This window comes from Affinundibacterium seohonense (assembly GCF_014284305.1).
Taxonomy (GTDB): Bacteria; Pseudomonadota; Gammaproteobacteria; order Burkholderiales; family Burkholderiaceae_D; genus Undibacterium; species Undibacterium seohonense.
On sequence record NZ_JACOFW010000006.1, the window covers coordinates 79,723 to 97,271 of the forward strand.

General features: G+C 48.3%; 8 protein-coding genes. 4 read left to right on the plus strand and 4 right to left on the minus strand.

Annotated features, from left to right (window positions below):
- Positions 1–83: 83 nt before the first annotated feature.
- The 4 genes from H8K52_RS07435 to H8K52_RS07450 all read left to right on the plus strand — a co-directional run bounded on the left by H8K52_RS07435 (position 84) and on the right by H8K52_RS07450 (position 14,123).
- Positions 84–704, plus strand: a complete 621-nt coding sequence (locus H8K52_RS07435; RefSeq protein ID WP_186922267.1) for a response regulator — start codon at positions 84–86, stop codon at positions 702–704.
- The gene (locus H8K52_RS07440) at positions 705–2,468 is read left to right on the plus strand and encodes an ATP-binding response regulator (protein WP_186922268.1); all 1,764 of its coding nucleotides are present in this window, start codon (positions 705–707) and stop codon (positions 2,466–2,468) included.
- 363 nt (positions 2,469–2,831) lie between these two features.
- Positions 2,832–7,892, plus strand: coding sequence for an Ig-like domain-containing protein (locus tag H8K52_RS07445; RefSeq protein ID WP_186922269.1), 5,061 nt, complete (start codon positions 2,832–2,834; stop codon positions 7,890–7,892).
- A gap of 873 nt (positions 7,893–8,765) precedes the next feature.
- Positions 8,766–14,123, plus strand: a complete 5,358-nt coding sequence (locus tag H8K52_RS07450) for a beta strand repeat-containing protein (protein WP_186922270.1) — start codon at positions 8,766–8,768, stop codon at positions 14,121–14,123.
- 74 nt (positions 14,124–14,197) lie between these two features.
- On the opposite strand, the gene H8K52_RS07455 is transcribed toward H8K52_RS07450, so the two are convergent.
- From H8K52_RS07455 to H8K52_RS07470, 4 genes are all read right to left on the minus strand, one after another.
- The gene (locus tag H8K52_RS07455; protein WP_186922271.1) at positions 14,198–14,989 is read right to left on the minus strand and encodes a TIGR00266 family protein; all 792 of its coding nucleotides are present in this window, start codon (positions 14,987–14,989) and stop codon (positions 14,198–14,200) included.
- A gap of 147 nt (positions 14,990–15,136) precedes the next feature.
- The gene (locus H8K52_RS07460) at positions 15,137–16,069 is read right to left on the minus strand and encodes a hydroxymethylglutaryl-CoA lyase (protein WP_281387939.1); all 933 of its coding nucleotides are present in this window, start codon (positions 16,067–16,069) and stop codon (positions 15,137–15,139) included.
- Between the two features lie 2 nt (positions 16,070–16,071).
- Positions 16,072–17,001 carry a 2-hydroxyacid dehydrogenase gene (locus H8K52_RS07465; protein WP_186922272.1) on the minus strand — a complete coding sequence of 310 codons (930 nt, stop codon included), beginning with the start codon at positions 16,999–17,001 and terminating at the stop codon, positions 16,072–16,074.
- 48 nt (positions 17,002–17,049) lie between these two features.
- On the minus strand, positions 17,050–17,451 hold the full coding sequence (locus H8K52_RS07470; protein ID WP_186922273.1) for an endonuclease domain-containing protein: 402 nt from the start codon (positions 17,449–17,451) through the stop codon (positions 17,050–17,052).
- Positions 17,452–17,549 lie beyond the last annotated feature (98 nt).

A 17,549-nucleotide genomic window follows, 5' to 3' on the forward strand; every position in this document is an offset into this window, starting at 1 on the left:
AGAAATAATGTCGCTCTATGCAACCAATTAATCGACTACAATTTTGCCCACCACCTTTGTTTTGATTCGATAAATTAAATTACATGGCAAACAAGAGCATTCTACTGATTGACGACCATAGTTTATTTCGCAGCGGACTAAAGACATTAATTTGCAATAGTTTAGCGAACGTCGACATAGTAGAGTCCAATTCGCTTGAAGACGCCATGCGCCTACCAAATCCGTTGCTACATCTGATTTTATTGGATATTAAATTACAAGGTTTGAACGGATTGGATGGCGCAATACTACTAAAACAAAAATGGCCTGAAACACCCATCGTTGTCATTTCGGCAGATAACTCTTTAGAGACTTTACGTCTGGCGCAAGAAAAAGGCGCGAGATATTTCATACCAAAAACCAGCTCTGCCGATGCCATTTTACAAATCATTATCAAAGCGCTAGACGATCCCGGGATAGAATTCACAAAGACGCCAAAAGAATTTGAGTCAAGATCAACGAGCAACAAAAATTTACTGACACCAAGACAGTACGAAGTATTGGATCTAGTTTGCAAAGGGCATTCTAATAAAATGATCGCCCGCCAACTCGAATTATCTGAAAACACTGTGCGTTGTCACGTTCAAGTATTGCTTGCAGCATTAAATGCGTCAAATCGTGCTGAAGCCGCGTTTACCGCACGTCGCATGGGATTGGTCGCATAGATGCTAAATGCTTATGACCCTGTTGAAAAAAATATCCGCATAGAACTCCAATTACTATTAATGCGCAACCTGGGTAGCTCTATGCTGCCGGGGATATTAGTTGCTCTTGTGTTGTTCTTCACGTTAAAAAATGAACACAATGTCGTTGGACTCAGCATCTGGTGCATCGCCGTCACCTTATCGAAGTTAATCGATGTTTATGATGCAAAGCGTTTTATCCAACACGGTATCAAACCAGATCAGGTCGTCAGCGTACAAAAGCGTCTGATGATATTGCATGCAATTGATGGCGCCGTGTGGGGTGCGCTGGCTTGGCTAGCTTTGCAATCCGCGACAACGGCAGGAAGTGTGTTGATATTGGCAGTATTGGCTGGAATTGCTGCGAACTCGATGTCAATTTTATCGCCGGTTTTGCCGGCATTTGCACTCTTTCTTTTGTTTGAACTCGGCTCTATGGTGTATGCCGTTATTACACTCAACGATCCTGCATATTGGGCTATCGGCATCGCAGTCGGAATGTATGCGATTACCCTGATGGGTCAGGCCTACAATACGTCGAGAACTGCGCGTGCATCAATACAATTGCGCTTTGAAAATTTGGATTTGATTGAACAGTTAAATTTAGCAAAGAAAAATGCTGAACAAGCACAAGCTGCCGCTGAACGCGCTAACGCCGAGAAATCACATTTCTTAGCCGCAGCCAGCCATGATTTACGACAACCGATTCATGCGCAAGGTTTGTTTCTCGAAGTCTTACAGTCAACCAAACTATCTGAATCTCAACGCGAGCTTGTACAAAGCATCTGTGCAGCTGCAAATGCAACGACAGAAATGCTGCATACCTTACTCGACTACTCACGCATCGAAGCTGGCGTTGTGGAGACTCAAATACGTCCGTTTCGCTTGCAAAATTTATTGAGTAAAATCGAAAATGAACTGGCACAGCAAGCCTATATAAAGGGCTTAGTTTATCGTTCACCGGAAACGCATTATGTGATCAATTCTGATCCGGCATTGGTAGAAATGATGATCAGAAATCTGGTCAGCAATGCGATTCGCTACACGTCAAAAGGTGGCGTACTAATTGTGGCAAGAAAGAGAGAGTCCGAAGTCAGTCTCGAGGTATGGGACAGCGGGATCGGTATCGACAAATCATCATTCGAAGATATTTTTAAAGAGTTCCAACAATTAGGAAACAGCGAGCGTGATCGTCAAAAAGGCCTAGGCTTGGGGCTCTCGATTGTTCAAAAGATGATCAACATACTAGGTCTGAAATTACAACTAGCATCACGCCCCGGCAGTGGTAGTGTATTTAAAATTCGATTACCGCTGACTTCCGTGACAGTGCTTGAAGATGAAAAAAATACGCCACAATTCGTCACACACGCGCTCAAAGCGCGGATTCTAGTCGTCGATGATGACACCATCGTATGCCAAGCGATGGCATCTCTATTGAATGAGTGGGGTTGTAATTGCGATCTTGCTGCGTCGCTTGACGAGGCTACCACGCTTGCTGAACTGAATGCTCCTGACCTGATTATCAGTGATTACCGTTTACGCGATCATCGCAAAGGAACTGAGGTAATTCAAGCGGTGCGAACGCTCTGCAACGCCGACATTCCTGCCATTTTAGTGACCGGCGATACCGCACCAGTTCGCTTACGTGAAGCAAGTACATCTGCACTCCCATTACTGCATAAACCTGTATCCCCTTCGCAACTATATGCGCAGCTCTCATTAATGCTGACTCAGACAAAGCAATAAATGCGATAGAAAACTTCAGATATCTTCATACCAACCTCTTTTCACTGTCACTAAATTCGGTTTGACTCAAAGCCGTTTCAAGCTATGCCTGTAAATAAGCGTATGACACCCATCGCTAGTCTTATTAGACTATAGACAATCCCAGCTCAAAGACAGCATAGTTGCTCACTATTTGATCTTGTAAAATTTTTTCAATTTAAGTTCTGTCTACTCATTCAACAACGTACATTGAAGGTAAAAAATTTATTCTAAGAAAGCTGCATTAGTGAATGAAAGCTCACTTGTGCTACCAATTTATTGCCAACAAGATGTCTGCAAAACTACCCGCTTCGTATTCCATTTGTTTTAAGTGAAAAGATTCCTATGACCATGCTGCACGTACCACCGTTTAATCCATTTTCCACAGACTTCACCAGAACATCAGAACTTACACAAGAAGGTAGGCAAGTATCAACTGCAACAAGTGAGCTACTCTTACCAGTACAACCGCACTCGCGGGCAAATGCGATCGTATTTATTGATAGCCGGCTTCCAGATTTCGAACAATTGCTTGCTGCGGTCCCAGTTGGCACCACCGTAGTCATCCTCGACAAAACGCAAGATGGTCTGCAACAAATTGCAGCGGCATTAAAAGATTATCAAAACCTCGACTCGATATCGATTATCTCGCACGGCGATGATGGTGTACTTCTGTTGGGGAATACGGCTTTACATGCAGCGAATCTGGCTACCTATCAAAGTGAATTAGACGTCATCAGTGGTGCACTAAACGCAAGCGGCGACCTATTACTGTACGGCTGCAATATTGCAGCGAGCATTAAGGGACAAAATTTCATTCAAGCGCTAGCACTCGCTACCGATGCAGATATCGCGGCCTCAACAAACGATACCGGCACCGCTGAACGCGGCGGCGATTGGATTTTAGAAATATCCACTGGCAGCATCGATAGCAAGCAAAGTTTCATCAACGCAGAACAAATCATCGATTGGAACCACCTCGCAGCCACACTATCTGCTTCCGATCTGGCGAGCTTGCAAGTGGCGATGGCAACCGCTAATTCGAATGGCGTTGATGACACATTGACCCTGACTGGCGACATTCTCTTTATTGCCAATAACAACACCATTAACATCGCAGCAGACTCTGGCCATTCGCTCACGATCATAGGCAGCAAAAATAATACGGGAGGCATAGTCACCATTGATGGCGGAAATCTAACACGGGTAATGAGCGTAGCCAGCGGGGCCAAAGCGACTGTAGAAAACTTGGTGATCACCAATGGTTTGGCTGCGGGGAATGGTGGCGATAATACCGACAACTTAGAAGGGCCAGGGAGAGCCGGATTTGATGGCGCAGGTGGCGGAATCTACAACGCTGGCGAACTCGTCATCATCAACAGTACGATTACTGCAAACAAAGCCTCCGGTGGCGGTGGTACTGGCGGTGGCTATCCACGAGGAGGAGGTGGTGGTGGTGGCGGCGGATTTGGTGATGGTCTGGGCGGCATCGGTGGCAAAGACAGAATTGGTGAAATGCCGACCGCACCAAGTCCCGGTCATGGTGGCAACGGCTCTGGTACCAATGGTGGTCAGCGTGGCGGCTTTGGCGGGAGTAATACAGGAGGTGCTGGCGGCGGCGCAACCGTCATGTTGGTCGGTTTATCCTATACAATCGGTGGCGCTGGTGCGACGGCCAATAATGGCACAATGTCCATCGGAGGCGGTGGCGGCGGTAGCGGCGGAATTTATGTCGGTGGCACGGGTGGAAATGCCGTTGGTGGCATCTTTAACAGCGGCACTTTAAAAATCACCAACAGCACAATCTCAAATAATATTGCCGCTGGCGGCGGTGGTGGTGGCGGTGCTGCGTCCAACTATGCGGGCAAGGGCAACGGCGGCGTGGGTGGAAAAGGAATCGGTGGTATCTGGTCAACCGGTACGCTTTTCATGGATTCCGCATCGGTCGCGACACTAAGTACAGATAACAAAGGCGTAGGTGGCTCTGGTGGGACGGCATCTGGGACGGGGAATGCTAATGGCGTCAATGGTAGTAGCATTGATGGCGCACTCGGTACGATCTTCCCCTACAGCACGCCAGCAACAGTAAGTATCGGTTTATCACAACCTACGATCAAAGCCGGCGATACCCAAGGTCTAACATTTACATTTTCCGAAGCGGTCACCGACTTTGGCAGCGCAGATATCTATATTGCGAACGGCGTGCTGTCAGGTTTGCAAACAAGTGACAACATCACTTACACCGCTATCTTTACACCGAATGCGAATTTTGAAAGCGCTAACAATCAGATTTCGGTCAACTTGGCGGGTACGTATAATTCCACCAATACACCTGGCGTCGGTATTACTCACAGTAGCAATTTCGTTGTAGATACCAAGTTACCTATTCTCACTATCGGTAGCAGTAGCGCCGCACTCAAGGCTGGTGAAACGGCAACAATTACTTTCAATTTTAGTGAAGCACAGGTAGGTTTTGCTGCGAATGACGTTGCAGTTGCTGGAGGTATTTTAAGTAACTTCGGTGGATCAGGCAGTAGTTATTCAGCGAACTTCACTCCAACTGCGGGAGCCAATCAAGGATCGGCGAATATCAGCGTTATGTCTGGAACCTATACGGATGTCTATGGCAATAGTAGTGCTGCAGGTAGCAGCACTACACTCGCTTTTGATACTAGAACACCTGCGGTCTCCAGCGTCAGTGTTCCAGCAAATACAACTTATGCGATCGGACAAGATCTAGATTTCACGGTCAATTTTGATGAGAACGTCATTGTCACTGGCCTTCCTTCAATACCGGTAACGCTCGACACAGGAGGCACCGTCAATGCGACTTATTTTAGTGGAAGTAACTCGTCCGATTTAGTTTTCCGCTATACCATCGCGAATGGCAACACGGATACCAACGGCATTACGCTAGGCACAAGCATTGCTGCCAATGGTGGCAATATTACTGATGCCGCGGGCAATAACGCTGCCCTGACTTTAAACAGCGTAGGGAGTACCTCGGGAATACTAGTTGATGGTATCGCACCCAGTTTGGTGAGCATCAATCGCGTTTCATCAACACCGACCAATGCAAGCGAAGTCGATTTCACAGTCACTTTCTCGGAAGGTCTAGCCTACGGTGGCGTGACTCCGGACGATTTTATACTCTCGGGTACAGGAACGGCGAGCGGCAACATTCTAGCCACCTATGGATCCAACACGAATTGGACGGTCCGCGTAGATAGTGTGAGCGGCGAAGGCACTTTGCGATTAGATTTGAAGAGTTCAGGTACCGGCATCACAGATAGTGCTGGCAATGCGATAGCGGGTGGCTACACAAGCGGGCAGATCTACACGATTGATCGCGTTATGCCGATGGTCAGCAGCATTGCGCCTACAGACCTAGTTAGCACCAACGCAGCTTCTTGCTCATTTACGGTTACCTTTAGTGAAAATGTCTCTGGTGTTGATATCACTGATTTTGTTGTCACCGCTAGCAACACGGCGTCAGCCAGCATCGCCTCCATTGCTGGTACCGGAAATATCTACACAGTTGTCCTCAACAACGTAGCTGGTGATGGTAATTTACGCCTAGATTTGAAATCCTCTGGAACTAACATCGTCGATATGCAGGGCAACACAATTAGTACAGGCTTCACTAACGGTAGCACGATTGCAGTCGATCGTATCGCCCCGACTCTCGCGAATCCAATCGAGATCAGTGACACAGCTCTAAAAATTGGTGATGTCTCAACGATGACCATTAATTTCACCGAAGCGGTCGTTAATCTTGATGCGAGTGATTTCAACTTCAGTAACGGTAGTCTTTCGAACTTTGCCCCCATGAATGGCGGACTCACGTGGACGGCAGCGATCACGGCAAATGGCAACGTCAATGCGACCAATAACAGCATCACATTGAATCATGCTGGCTTCAACGACTTAGCAGGCAATGCCGGCAGTGGTAGTTCGACTAGCCCCAACTTTGCCATCGATACAATACGACCAAGCGCCTCCATTACCTTGTCCGACTCTAAGCTCGGACTTAGTGAAAATGCCCTTGTCACGATCACCTTTAGTGAAGCTGTCACCAATTTTAGTAATGTCGATATCACCTTGCCCACCACCGCACCACTTGGTTCGTTATCACCGGTCAGCTCTAGCGATGGCGGCAAGACATGGACTGCGACTTTCACCCCGCCATTCGGTGTATTCGACTCAAGCAATCAAATCAGCATAGATGCTTCCGGCGTTCTTGACCTGGCTGGCAATAGCGGACTTGGTATCAACAGTTCTGCTAATTTCGTCATCGATACGATGAATACACTACCATCTATTGGCGGTGCGATTTCTGGACAAGCCATCAATAATCAAACTCGCATACAGCCATTCGCAACTATCACTGTCAGCGATCCCGATATCGGCGCGCTGGAAACAGCCACCATCTCGCTCGATACGCCGTCCAAAGGAAGCTTTACTAATAACTCGCTTGCACTAAGCGGCTTTTACACGACGGATGGTGGTGTCTCCTATCTACACGATGCTGTCACCCCAAGCGCGATGCAAGCCGCGATCCGTGCTTTAGTTTTTGAGCCGAATCCAAGCCGTTTAGCGGTCAATGCGAGTGAAACTACTGTCTTCAACATCGCCGTGCGCGATGAACATGCGGGAACGGCAAACAATCAAAGTGCGACAGTAATGACTACTGCCGTCAATCTGACGCCAACGAATATCTTGCTATCCAATGCAATCGTTGCTCAGTCGCAGGGCGCTAACGCTACTGTGGGTGTTCTATCGGCAGTGGATAATAATCTGAGTGATAGTCACACTTTTACTTTGGGTGCCGCGAATGCTGCGAACGACAATGCGAAATTTACGATCCTTGGCAATAGTCTTAAGGTGATTAATCCTGCATTCATGACCGAACGCGATTACAAGATTTCAGTCCAGGTAAGCGATGCTGGTGGTTTGAGTTTAGTCAAGAATCTCACCGTCCACCTTGATGATGATGTCGCTCCTTACATCACTTCGATTGAAACACTGCGCTCACCACGTCCAACCGTTACCACCGGTAGTTATATCGTTAAATTTAGTGAGGCTGTCACTGGGGTCAGCATCGATGATTTTTTCCTGACATCGACTGATGGCACGACAGCCCATCTAAGCTCGGTCACCGCCTTAAGTGGCAATGCCTATCGGGTGTATTTCGACCAAATCGTTGGGTCTGGGGTGTTGAATTTGAACTTGAAAACTAATGGTACCGGCATTGCCGATTTGTTGGGTAATAGTGTGCCCGCGATGTTTGGTTTTACTGAGCCTCAAGGCGCGCCAATGCCAGCATTTGAAATTCAGACGTCGATTGCTGCGAACACCGATCAACAATTAATCGGCGTGCAATCCTTAGCGGACATTTTTATGTAAGCAGTGTGAAGTAGTATGAAAAAACGTCAATAAAGTTGGGCGTATGTGAGCTCTCCAAAAAGAGCAACATACGCCCTTTTTCCTTTCTGTTGTTTATGCGCTAGATCAAAAACTCGTCACATCTCCAAGGACTCAAAATAGCCAAAATCGCACTTTTGATGTTCTTTTGTACAACTTCTCAGTTTTTCAACTATCAATAAAATCGCTAATCGAGTGAGTGGAATTATCGATTTCCCCCCAGTAAACAGTTGCTTTACCTCGCCTAAAAATCCTCAAAATTTAAATAAATTTTTCTAAACCAACGAGTTGCCATCGATGAATCAGGATAGATAAAAATTTTCCACAGAGCAATTTTTATCTATTGCAATTATCTATTCAAGTGCTAATATGATTCACGCATCCGAAAAAGACACACTTTTTAACAAACAATAAAAGTCTCAGCAAGTCAGTACTACCGTCTCTGTATCTTTAGATCTGTATTCTTTCATGGCAATTAAATGAATTTATTTCAGGGTTTAAATGCCACACAGCGAGCCTTTTGATATAGATTAATGGTATTAACAAATAATATTAACAAATAGAATTTACAGCAGCTTTAGCAGTCTTTCCATTTACAGGACATTGCACTGATGACCACCTTGCTTATTGAGATTCTTCAACGAATACGTCTGGAAAGCTTGTCTATCTATTGGATGACAGCGATTCATGGTCGGTGTAACACCACAGCGACGATCCAATTATTCAACCCACCTTCTCTCCCTCCGTGATTGACTGTAGCAACTGTATCTCTGGCATTTTGACCGACGGTCGCTATTTGCGCATCGACGTCTTGACTCCCCCCAATCTAAAATTTAATACGACAGGATATTTAACATGAGCCGCTTTAACAGATCAAAGTCCAACGACAATTCCCGCGATAGTTATGAAGAGATAAATGCATCGCTAATAGAGCAATTGCCTAGCAGTGGCGAACTTTACAAATCAGAAATGGGCACCCCTTATCAGCCTGGACCAGGATCACCGCCGGTATTACTGAATGTGATTGCGTTAAACGCAAACGGCCCTTATATTGCTGGCGACGTCATCACCATCCATGTGATCTTTGATGAAGAGATGATCTTAACGCTGAATCCCCCCGACACCTTCCGGCTAGAACTGAACACAGGAGGAGGCCCTGCATTTGCTGATTACACGGGCAGTATCCAAACCACATTCAACAACGACACCCTGGTTTTTAGCTATACCGTACAAGCGGGTGACAATATTGCAGACTTAGAGTACGTCTCCAATGCAGCCTTGGTACTAGGCAATGCCAATGGCTCGACCTTAGTAGATGCCGACAATACGAATCCAGCAAACCTAACCTTAGCAAATCCTGGTGCTGCAGGCTCTCTGGGGGCGAACAGTGATATTGAGCTTGACACTACTGTTCCAACCGTCGGCATCAGCCTCTCCGATTCCGCCCTGTTGGTCGGTGACACTGCCACTGTCACCTTTACTTTCAACGAGGCAGTCACCGGTTTCGACAACACCGATATCACCGGGATTCCGAATGGTAGTTTAAGCGCCGTATCAAGTGGCGATGGTGGCATCACCTGGACTGCGACCTATACGCCGAATGCTAGCCTACAAGATGCCACCAATTTAATCACGGTCGATATGACGGGGCTCACCGATTTCGCTGGTAATGCTGGATCGGGAAACACGGATTCAGGGAATTTCGCTATTGATACTTTGCGTCCGACTGCAACGATCGTGGTAGCGGATAATTCTTTGCTGGTAGGTGAGACGTCTTTAGTCACAATCACGTTCAATGAAGCGGTGACTAATTTCAGCAATGCCGATCTGACCATTGCTAACGGTACTTTGAGTGTGGTATCTACCGGCGATGGTGGCATTACTTGGACGGCGACGCTGACACCGACTACCTCAGTCTCTGATACGACCAATCTCATTACCCTCGACAACACGACACTGAACGATCTGGCTGGCAATGCTGGAACCGGCACCACCGATTCCAATAATTACGCGATCGATACCGTACGTCCGACTGCAACGATTGTGGTAGCGGACAGTTCTTTGCTAGCCGGTGAGACGTCTTTAGTCACGATCACGTTCAATGAAGCGGTGACTAATTTCAGCAATGCCGATCTGACCATTGCCAACGGTACTTTGAGCGTGGTATCTAGCGGCGATGGTGGCATTACTTGGACGGCGACGCTGACACCGACTACCTCAGTCTCTGATACGACCAATCTCATTACGCTCGACAACACAACGCTAGAAGATCTGGCTGGCAATGCTGGAACCGGCACCACCGATTCCAATAATTACGCGATCGATACCGTACGTCCGACTGCAACGATCGTGGTAGCGGACAGTTCTTTGCTAGCCGGTGAGACGTCTTTAGTCACAATCACGTTCAATGAAGCGGTGACTAATTTCAGCAATGCCGATCTGACCATTGCTAACGGTACTTTGAGTGTGGTATCTACTGGCGATGGTGGCATTACTTGGACGGCGACGCTGACACCGACTACCTCAGTCTCTGATACGACCAATCTCATTACCCTCGACAACACGACACTGAACGATTTGGCTGGCAATGCTGGAACCGGCACCACCAATTCGAATAATTATGCGGTGGAAACAGTACGTCCAACGGTCTCAGTGACAGTTGGCGATACCGCGCTGCAAATCGGTGATACCCCCACAGTGACCTTTACTTTCTCCGAAGCCGTCACCGGCTTTACCAATGCCGATTTAACGATTGCCAATGGAACGTTGTCGCCCGTTGGCAGTAGCGATGGCGGTATCACTTGGACTGCGACATTGACGCCAACATTGAGTATCGAAGACACCAGCAATCTCATTACCGTGACCAATACCGGGTACGCCAATGCGGTTGGCAATACCGGTACAGGTAGTACTAATTCCAATAATTACGCGGTCGATACCCTGCGTCCTACCGCCACCATTGTGGTCGCGGATAACGCCTTAAAAGTGGGCGAAACTTCGTTGCTCACCATCACGTTTAGTGAGGCGGTTACCGGTTTTGATAATAGCGATTTGACCATTGCTAATGGTAGTTTGACAGCGGTAGGTAGCAGCGATGGTGGCATCACCTGGACAGCAACACTGACACCAACAGCGAGTATCGAAGACACGACCAATCTGATCAGTCTCAATAACACTGGCGTCGCCGATGCTGCGGGCAATACAGGAAGCGGCACGACTGATTCGAATAATTACGCTATCGATACCTTGCGTCCAACTGTGGCGATCACTGTCGATGACACGGCATTGGCGATTGGGCAAACGGCGACTGTGACTTTCACATTCTCAGAAGCAGTCACTGGCTTAGATACCAGCGATGTGACGGTCGCCAATGGCAGCTTGTCTGCCATCTCGACGGCCGATGGCGGTATCACTTGGACGGCAACACTGACACCTAATGCGAGTGTCACGGATGCTACTAATGTCATGACCTTAGACAATACCGCCGTCACTGATCTGGCGGGTAATGCGGGATCTGGTACGACCGATTCTCAGAACTATGCGATTGATAGTACACGTCCGACGGCAACGATTGTGGTGGCCGATACTAGTTTGATCGTTGGTGAAACGTCCTTGGTCACCATCACTTTTTCTGAAGCGGTCACGAGTTTTGACAACACCGATTTGACCATTGCTAATGGTAGCTTAAGCGCTGTCTCCTCTGGTGATGGTGGCGTCACTTGGACGGCAACTTTAACGCCGACCAATACCATTACCGATACCACTAATCTGATCAGCCTCAATAACACCACCATTACCGATTTGGCTGGTAATGCCGGTACCGGAAGCACAGATTCCAATAACTATGCAATAGACACCGTTCGCCCTGTCTTAGCTACTGCCGTGACTCTCTCGGATAGTGCCTTAAAGATTGGCGATACCTCTACCGTCACCATGACCTTTAGCGAGGCGATCAGCAATTTCACCACGGCCGACATCACGAGCCCGAATGGCGTGTTGTCCGCTTTGGTCTCAGGCGATGGCGGTGTTACTTGGACGGCGACCTTAACACCCGACGCCAGCATCTCTGATGCATCCAATGTGCTGACCATCGACTACACCGGACTCACGGATCTGGCAGGCAATGCGGGAGCTGGGTCGGCAACATCAGCTAATTATGCCGTCGATACGGTCAGACCCACTCTGGCCAGCGCCATCACGATATCGGATACCGCATTACGCGTAGGCGATACGGCAACCGTTACCTTCACCTTCACGGAGGCGGTGACGAGTTTTACGACTGCGGATGTGTTGGTCGAGAATGGTAGTTTAAGTGCCTTGAGTTCGGCTGACGCTGGCATTACTTGGACTGCAACATTAACGCCAAGCGCCAGCACCACGGATACGTCCAATATCCTGACACTCGATTACACCGGCATCACCGATCTAGCAGGCAATGCGGGAACAGGCACAGAGCTTTCTGGCAATTACGCAATTGATACGGTACGTCCTACTGTTAGCAGCAACATGAGTTTCGCTGATAGTGCCTTAGTCATTGGGGATACCTCGTTGATGACGATCGTCTTCTCTGAAGCCGTCATGGGTTTAACAACTGGCGATTTCACTGTCGCTAACGGCGCACTCTCCGCCTTATCCTCAAGCGACGGCGGCATCACTTGGACAGCCACACTGACACCGAACGCTAGTGTCAGCGATACGACCAATACCATAAGCCTCGACAACACCAGCTATACCGATCTCAATGGCAATACTGGTACCGGCACGACGGTCAGTCCTAACTATACGATTGATACCTTGCGGCCAACGGCGACCATCACGCTGTCTGATTACAACCTTGGCGTCATCGATACGGCACTCGTCACCTTCACCTTCACTGAAGCCGTTACCGGCTTTACTAACGCCGATCTGACCTTACCTGTCACTGCGCCTATGGGGTCTCTATCCCCTGTCAGCTCTAGTGACGGTGGACTGACTTGGACCGCGACTTTTACGCCGCCGTTTGGGGTTAGCGATGCAAGTAATTTGATTAGCTTGGACACGTCGGGCGTCGCCGACGTGGCAGGAAATGCTGGGTTAGGAATGATAGACTCGCCTAACTTCGCGATTAACACGGTCAACACCGCACCAACCATAGGCGGTACAAATGCTGGTCAGACGACGACCGACTTAATGCGACTAAGCCCATTCCAAACCATCAGCATCACCGATCCAGACATCAACGCACTCGAGACCGCAATTATCTCTCTTGATGATCCTTTGAAAGGTAGCTTCACCGCCAATTCGATGGCCTTGAGCGGTTTTTACACTAACGACGCTGGCATCACCTACTTGCATGACGCTGCAACTCCAGCCGAATTGCAAGCTGCTATTCGCGCCTTAGTATTTGAACCGAACCCTGCGCGTCTTCCTATCAATGCCAGCGACACCACGACAATAACCATTACCGTTGAAGATGAGTTCGGTGATTCCAATACGGATAGCAACACGACCGTGATGATCACTGGTTTCAATTCAGGACCAAGCGATATTTTGCTCTCAGACGCGAATGTTGCCCAATCAGAAGGTCCCAACGCCACCGTTGGCCTACTCTCTGCCATCGATAAAAACGTCGGTGATACACACAGCTTTACGCTTAGCGCAGCCAACGCGTTTAACGACAATACGAAGTTTGCCATCGTGGGAAATAGCCTTAAAGTGATCAATCCTGCACTCATGACGGAGCGTAATTACTTCGTGATGGTACAAGCGACTGACGCCAATGGCTTGAGTTTTTCCAAGAAACTCACAGTCAGTTTAGATGACGATATTGCACCTTACATCACCTCGATTGAAACTCTGCGTTCACCACGTCCAACCATCACCACGGGTAGCTATATCGTCAAGTTTAACGAAAACGTAACTGGTGTCAGCCTCGACGATTTCTTCCTTACGTCGGGCAGTGGTGCTACCGCACACTTGAGTTCAATCACAGCACTGAACGGCAATGCCTATCGTGTGTACATTGATCAAATTGTCGGGACTGGTAGTTTGACCTTGAATTTGAAAACGAGCGGAACCGGCATCGCTGATTTGTTTGGGAACAGCTTGCCAGCAATTCCACCTGCGCCAGAGGCTTCGTTGCTGCCTTCTTCAGACGAGATCGCGATCAACTTCGTTGCTACCAATGATTTGCTGATTGGGGTTCAACAGCATTCATCTGGCTTCTTACTATAGATCTTGCTGGCAGAATAAAAAACGGGGGATGAATTTAAACTTCATCCCCCGTTTTTTTAATCGTTCTATATTGATCAATTACGCTCAAACAAATTACCTAATCCGCCCAACACAGATCCCTCTTCACCGCCGCGCCCGCCACCGATTTTAGACGCACCGACGATGCGATTGGCCATGCGTGCCAAAGGCAAAGATTGCAACCAGACGCGACCAGGTCCACGCAAAGTCGTGAAGAAAATGCCTTCACCGCCGAACAAGGCTGTTTTAACGCCACCGACAAACTGAATGTCATAGTCGACATTGCTGGTAAAAGCGACCACGCAACCGGTATCCACGCGCAAGGTTTCGCCTGGTTGTAAATCCTTGGCAATCAATGCGCCACCTGCATGCACAAAGGCCAAACCATCGCCTTCGAGTTTTTGTAAAATAAAGCCTTCGCCACCAAAGAAGCCTGCACCTAAACGCTTTTGAAATGCGATGCCCAAGGAGACACCTTTTGCTGCACATAAGAAGGCATCTTTTTGGCACAATAAAGTGCCACCTAACTGATCCAAATGCATAGGGATAATTCGACCGGGATACGGTGCGCCAAACGCCACTTTACGTTTAACGCTTCCCTGATTGGTATACACCGTCGTGAACAACGACTCACCAGTCACCAGACGTTTGCCCGCGCCCAACAAGGATCCCAAGATGCCACCCTGCGACGCTGAACCATCGCCGAAAATGGTTTCCATCTGGATCTGGTCTTCCATGTAAAACATAGAACCAGCTTCACCAACCACAGCTTCACGTGGATCGAGTTCGATCTCTACGAATTGCATGTCGTCGCCAAAAATTTGATAATCGATTACATCCATTGCCATGATCATTCCTTAGTCATTGGTTGAAAAATACCCTGCAATCAAGTGTAAAAAGCTGCAGAAGGTGCCGTGCATTTTAACCAGATTTTTCTAGCAGAGTTGAAGAAATTCGCGGTAAAAAAATTTTATGAATACCGCGCAGCATCAATCTCAATTAGCGCGTTTCGCCGCAATCGCGTTACCCGCACGACTGACGGCTTTGCGTCCCAGATGTTGAGAAATAAATTGACCCGCATCCACCACGGCATTCAGATCAATGCCTGTTTCCACGCCAAGTCCTTGCATCATGAATAGCACATCTTCCGTCGAGACATTGCCCGTCGCGCCTTTGGCATACGGACAACCCCCGAGACCCGCAACAGAAGAATGGAAAATACTGACGCCAACTTCCATGCTGGCATAAATGTTCGCTAAAGCCTGGCCGTAGGTATCGTGGAAGTGACCAGAAATTTGCGCAATCGGAAACTCTTGCGCAACACGCTGCATCACGGTCTGTACATGACGCGGTGTGCCAACGCCTATCGTATCGGCGATATCGATTTCATCGCAACCAAGATCACGCATCAGTTTGACGACATCGGCAACTTGCTCTGGTGTGACCTCGCCTTGATACGGGCAACCAAAGGCGCAACTAATACTGCCACGCAAACGCAGGCCATGTTGTTTCGCCGCGGCGGCGACATCGCGGAAACGCTCTATCGATTCCGCAATCGAGCAATTGATATTCTTTTGTGCAAAGGCTTCGGATGCAGAACTAAAGATCACGACTTCATCTGCACCTGCTGCCAAGGCCGCTTCAAAACCTTTCATGTTCGGTGTCAGCGCGGAATAGATGACACCAGCTTTGCGCGTAATACCTGCCATCACTTCGGTCGAGGTAGCCATTTGCGGCACCCATTTTGGCGACACAAAGGAGGCTGCTTCGATGTTCACAAACCCGGCCTGTGTCAAACGATTGACTAGCTCGATTTTAACTTCCGCAGGAATCGTTTCTTTTTCATTTTGCAGACCATCACGTGGGCCGACTTCAACGATTTTGACTTGTTTAGGCAAACTTGCTTGTGTGTTCATTGGTGTGTTCATTCTTAATATCCCTTACTTTGATCAACCACGCCGACCACAGATTCCCCACGCTGCAATGCGGCTATCTTATGCGCAATTTGTTTCGCACTTTCCTCGCGCACCGTCAGCGCAGAAATATGTGGCGTGATGTGGATGCGTTTTTCATTCCAGAATGGATGGGTAGGCGGCAATGGCTCTTCTCGGAACACGTCGAGCGTAGCACCTGCGATATGACCTTGCTGTATTAACGCCAATAAATCATCTTCGACAATGTGCGCGCCACGGGCAACATTCACGATATATGCGCCTTGTTTTAGCTTCGCTAGCTTGGTTTTATCCATCAGGTTTTCGGTCTCTTTAGTCAGCGGCAAAATCAAAACCAAAACTTTGGTTTGACTTAAAAAGGCATCCAAGCCATCGTCGCCGTGAAAGCACTGCACACCAGCTATCTGTTTTGCGGAACGACTCCAACCAAGCAGAGGGAAACCGAAACAGCGCAAGCCATCAATGATGCAATTCCCCAAAACACCCAAGCCTAAAATGCCGATGCTAAAATCTTCTTTACGATGCGGTGGTAAAGGACGCCACTGCGTGTCGGCTTGCAGCGCATCGTATTCATCAAAACGACGGAAGTGGCGCAGCACCGCGTGACTAACATACTCCGCCATCTGCACACCCATGCCGGCATCATCGACACGGATCAAAGGGACACCTTGCGGTAAATTATCACCCAGCTGCAGGATCGCATCGACACCAGCACCCAGATTAAAAATCGCTCTCAGATCGGTACGCCCTCGCAGCATGGCTGCTGGTGGTTTCCACACCAAGGCGTAATCGGCTGGCGCGGTATCGCCTTCTTCCCAAATCCGGATTGTCGCGCCGGGCAGATAGCGGTGAAAAGCGTTTAACCAAACCTCAGGATTGGCACCAGCTGCGTAATAAATTATGTTCATGTTTTGTCTACGAATCTATTGAAACAGTTGGAACTTGCTCAACCACCCTCACCCCTCTCCCGCTAGCGGGCGAGGGGGTGATTTGGTGAGGATTGAATAAATCACTTCAAGAACTGCCTCGGTTTCCAACAGCATTTGATTATTCCAGAAACGTAGAACCTCAATACCTTGTTTCTTTAAATAAGCGTCGCGTTGCTGGTCATAGTTCTGTTGCTCACTGTGTTGACCGCCATCCAACTCAACCGCTAACTTTTTCTCTACGCAATAGAAGTCAAGAATATACCGACCTACTGGATGCTGCCTGCGAAACTTTGCTCCAGCCACTCTTCTATTTCTAAGCACATACCACAGCAATTGCTCTGCAGTTGGCATTTTCTTACGCATCTCTCGTGCATACGCTTTCAGATCATCTGGATTTTTTTGCGGATGGTGGGGAGCAATGTCTTCCATGATCGCTTTCGCTTTTCAGTCCCCTTCTCCCGCATGCGGGAGAAGGGTTAGGGATAAGGGTGGTTGAGCAACAAAATCGTATGATGCTCTAATATTGG